Annotated in this window: 4 protein-coding genes and 1 riboswitch; of the genes, 3 read left to right on the forward strand and 1 reads right to left on the reverse strand. The window is 72.6% G+C overall.

The window, feature by feature from the left end; genetic code table 11:
* Nucleotides 1–385: thiamine phosphate synthase (locus ABTZ89_RS37750; protein ID WP_351054085.1), on the reverse strand; the 385-nt coding region annotated here is incomplete at its 3' end.
* 72 nt (nt 386–457) lie between these two features.
* A riboswitch (TPP riboswitch) is annotated at nt 458–562 on the forward strand.
* On the opposite strand from ABTZ89_RS37750, the gene thiO reads away from it, so the two are divergent.
* The 3 genes from thiO to ABTZ89_RS37765 all read left to right on the forward strand — a co-directional run bounded on the left by thiO (nt 554) and on the right by ABTZ89_RS37765 (nt 2,635).
* Nucleotides 554–1,681: a glycine oxidase ThiO gene (gene thiO / locus ABTZ89_RS37755; protein ID WP_270951404.1), complete on the forward strand. Its 1,128-nt coding sequence runs from the start codon at nt 554–556 to the stop codon at nt 1,679–1,681. Its footprint overlaps the riboswitch before it by 9 nt.
* Nucleotides 1,669–1,869, forward strand: coding sequence for a sulfur carrier protein ThiS (gene thiS, locus ABTZ89_RS37760; protein ID WP_270951403.1), 201 nt, complete (start codon nt 1,669–1,671; stop codon nt 1,867–1,869). Before thiO ends, thiS begins: the two co-directional genes overlap by 13 nt.
* A gap of 1 nt (nt 1,870) precedes the next feature.
* A complete protein-coding gene (locus tag ABTZ89_RS37765; protein WP_270951402.1) occupies nt 1,871–2,635 on the forward strand; it encodes a thiazole synthase in 765 nt (254 codons plus the stop codon).
* Nucleotides 2,636–2,737: the final 102 nt, after the last annotated feature.

Consider the following 2,737-nt stretch of genomic DNA (forward strand, 5'->3'; position numbering starts at 1 on the left):
GCACCACGTCGTGCGTGGAGCGGCCGATCGCGATGTGCTCGCCGAGCATGCGCCGCGCGATGTCCACCGGCAGGTCGTCCTGCCCCAGGTGCAGGATGTCGGCTTCCGCGGCCAGCGCGACGTCCGCGCGGTCGTTGACCGCCAGCAGGGCGCCGTGCCGCACGCACGCCTCGGCCAGCACCTCCAGGGCGGCCAGCTCGTGGCGCGCCTCCAGCGGTGCGCCGCCGGGTCGCTTGTCGCGCAGCTGCACGATGTCCACGCCGCCGGCCAGCGCGGCGTCCACGAACTCCGCGAGATCACCGCGTTCGGTGCGGGCGTCGGTGCACAGGTAGAGCCGCGCCTCGTTGAGGCGGGCGCGGATGCCGAAGCCGTCCATTCCAGGCATGCCCCACAGGGTAGCTCTGGTGCGCGCGCGAATGCGGGCTCGGAGTCGGCGTTCCCGGCAGGTACGGTGTAAGGCGGTGAGCACGGGAGCCCGGTAGCGGGCTGAGAGGGGGCGTTGGCCCCGACCGTCGAACCTGATCCGGGTCATGCCGGCGCAGGGAGCGTGGAGTTGTCTGAAGAACGAACCGAGCACGTCGTCGTCATCGGCGGCGGAGTGATCGGGTTGTCCGTCGCCTGGCGCGCAGCGGCCGCCGGGCATCGAGTGCAGTTGATCGATCCGGCACCGGCCTCCGGTGCGTCCTTCGTGGCGGGCGGAATGCTGGCGCCGATCGCCGAGGCCTGGCCCGGCGAGGAGGAGCTGCTCGAGCTGGGCAGCGCGTCGCTGGAGCGCTGGCCCGACTTCGCCGAGGAGCTCAGTCGCGCGTCCGGGCTGCCGTCCGGGCTGCGCCGCGAGGGCACCCTCGTGGTCGGAGTGGACAGCGCGGACCGCGCGGAGCTGGACGAACTGGCCGAATACCTGTCCCGGCAGGGCCGCACCGTGACCCGGCTTTCGGGCCGGGAGGCGCGGCGGCTCGAACCGTCCTTGGGGCCCGCGGTGCGCGGTGGCCTCGAAGTTCCGGGAGATCTCGCGGTCGACAACCGCCTGGCGCTGGCCGCGTTGCGCGCTGCGGCGACGGCCGCCGGGGTCGAATTCGTCGCAGCCGCGGCGAAAAGCGTCCGCGAGGGCGCGGTGGAGCTCGAAGATTCCACTGTGGACTGCGATGTCGCGGTGATCGCCGCAGGTGCGCACTCCGGTTCCCTGCACCCGGCGCTGCGCGACCGGATCCGCCCGGTAAAAGGCGAGATCCTGCGACTGCGTGCGCGGAGCACGGCGCTGCCGCCGCCGAGCCGCACCGTTCGCGGCCCCGTGCACGGCCGCCCGGTCTACCTGGTGCCGCGCGACGACGGGGGACTGGTGCTCGGCGCCACCCAGTACGAGGTCGGGTTCGACACCGAAGTCACCCTCGGCGGAGTGCGCGACCTGATCGCCGACGCCGAGCAGGTGATGCCGGGCATCGCCGAGTACCAGCTGGTCGAGGCCAGGGCCGGGCTGCGGCCCAGCACCGACGACAACCTGCCGGTGCTCGGCTGGCTGGAGCCGGGCGTGCTGGCCGCCACCGCGCACCACCGCGGCGGGTTCCTGCTCGCCCCGGTCACCGTGGACGCGGTGCTCGCGCTGCTGCGCGGCGACGAACCCGACGCGCTGATCAAGACCACCGATCCGAGCCGATGGGGAGGACAGCAGTGGACGTCGTGATCAACGGGAAACCGCGGCAGGTCGCCGAGGGCGCACTGCTCGCCGCGGTGCTCGCCGAGTTCGGAGTGCCGGACCGGGGCGTCGCGGTGGCCGTCGACGGTGCGGTCGTGCCGCGCGCGAGCTGGGCGGAGACCGAGCTGAACCCCGGGGCCACGATCGAGGTCCTCACCGCAGTGCAAGGAGGGTGACATGGACGACCCGTTGGTGATCGCCGGACGCGAGTTCGGTTCGCGGCTGATCACCGGGACCGGTGGGGCGACGAACCTCGCGGTCCTGGAACGCGCGCTGATCGCATCCGGCACCGAGCTGACCACCGTGGCGATGCGCCGCGCGGACGCCGGTGGCGGCACCGGAGTGCTCGACCTGCTGCGCAAGCTCGGCATCGAAGCGCTGCCGAACACGGCGGGCTGCCGGACGGCGGCCGAAGCGGTGCTGACCGCGCAGCTGGCGCGCGAGGCGCTGGAGACGAACTGGGTCAAGCTGGAGGTCGTCGCCGACGACGACACCCTGCTGCCGGACCCGGTGGAGCTGCTGGACGCCGCGGAGCAGCTGGTCGACCAGGGCTTCGTGGTCCTGGCCTACACCAACGACGACCCGGTGCTGGCGCTGAAGCTGGAGGAGACCGGCTGCGCGGCGGTGATGCCGCTGGGCTCGCCGATCGGAACCGGCCTGGGCATCCGCAACCCGCACAACATCGAGATGATCGTCTCCCGGGCCTCGGTCCCGATCGTCCTCGACGCGGGCATCGGCACGGCCTCGGACGCGGCCCTGGCGATGGAACTCGGCTGCTCGGCGGTCCTCCTGGCCACGGCGGTCACCCGAGCCCAAGACCCGGAACGAATGGCGGCGGCCATGCGCTCGGCGGTCGAAGCCGGCCGCCTCGCGTCCCTGGCAGGCCGAATCCCCAAGCGCTTCTGGGCAGAAGCCTCCAGCCCAGGCCGCCCCATGAGCTGACCCACCAGTCGCCCCGCCCGGATGGTCCGCAGTTTCAATTAAAACTGCACGTCGACCAGGTAGCGGGCGCGCAGGAGCATCGCCAGCTGCCCGAGGTTCATC

It is taken from the genome of Saccharopolyspora sp. NPDC002686 (assembly GCF_040295745.1).
Classification (GTDB): domain Bacteria; phylum Actinomycetota; class Actinomycetes; order Mycobacteriales; family Pseudonocardiaceae; genus Saccharopolyspora; species Saccharopolyspora oryzae.

Coding starts and splice junctions, on each gene's coding strand:
- ABTZ89_RS37765 (WP_270951402.1), top strand. CDS start 1,871: ATGGACGACCCGTTGGTGATCGCCGGACGCGAGTTCGGTTCGCGGCTG.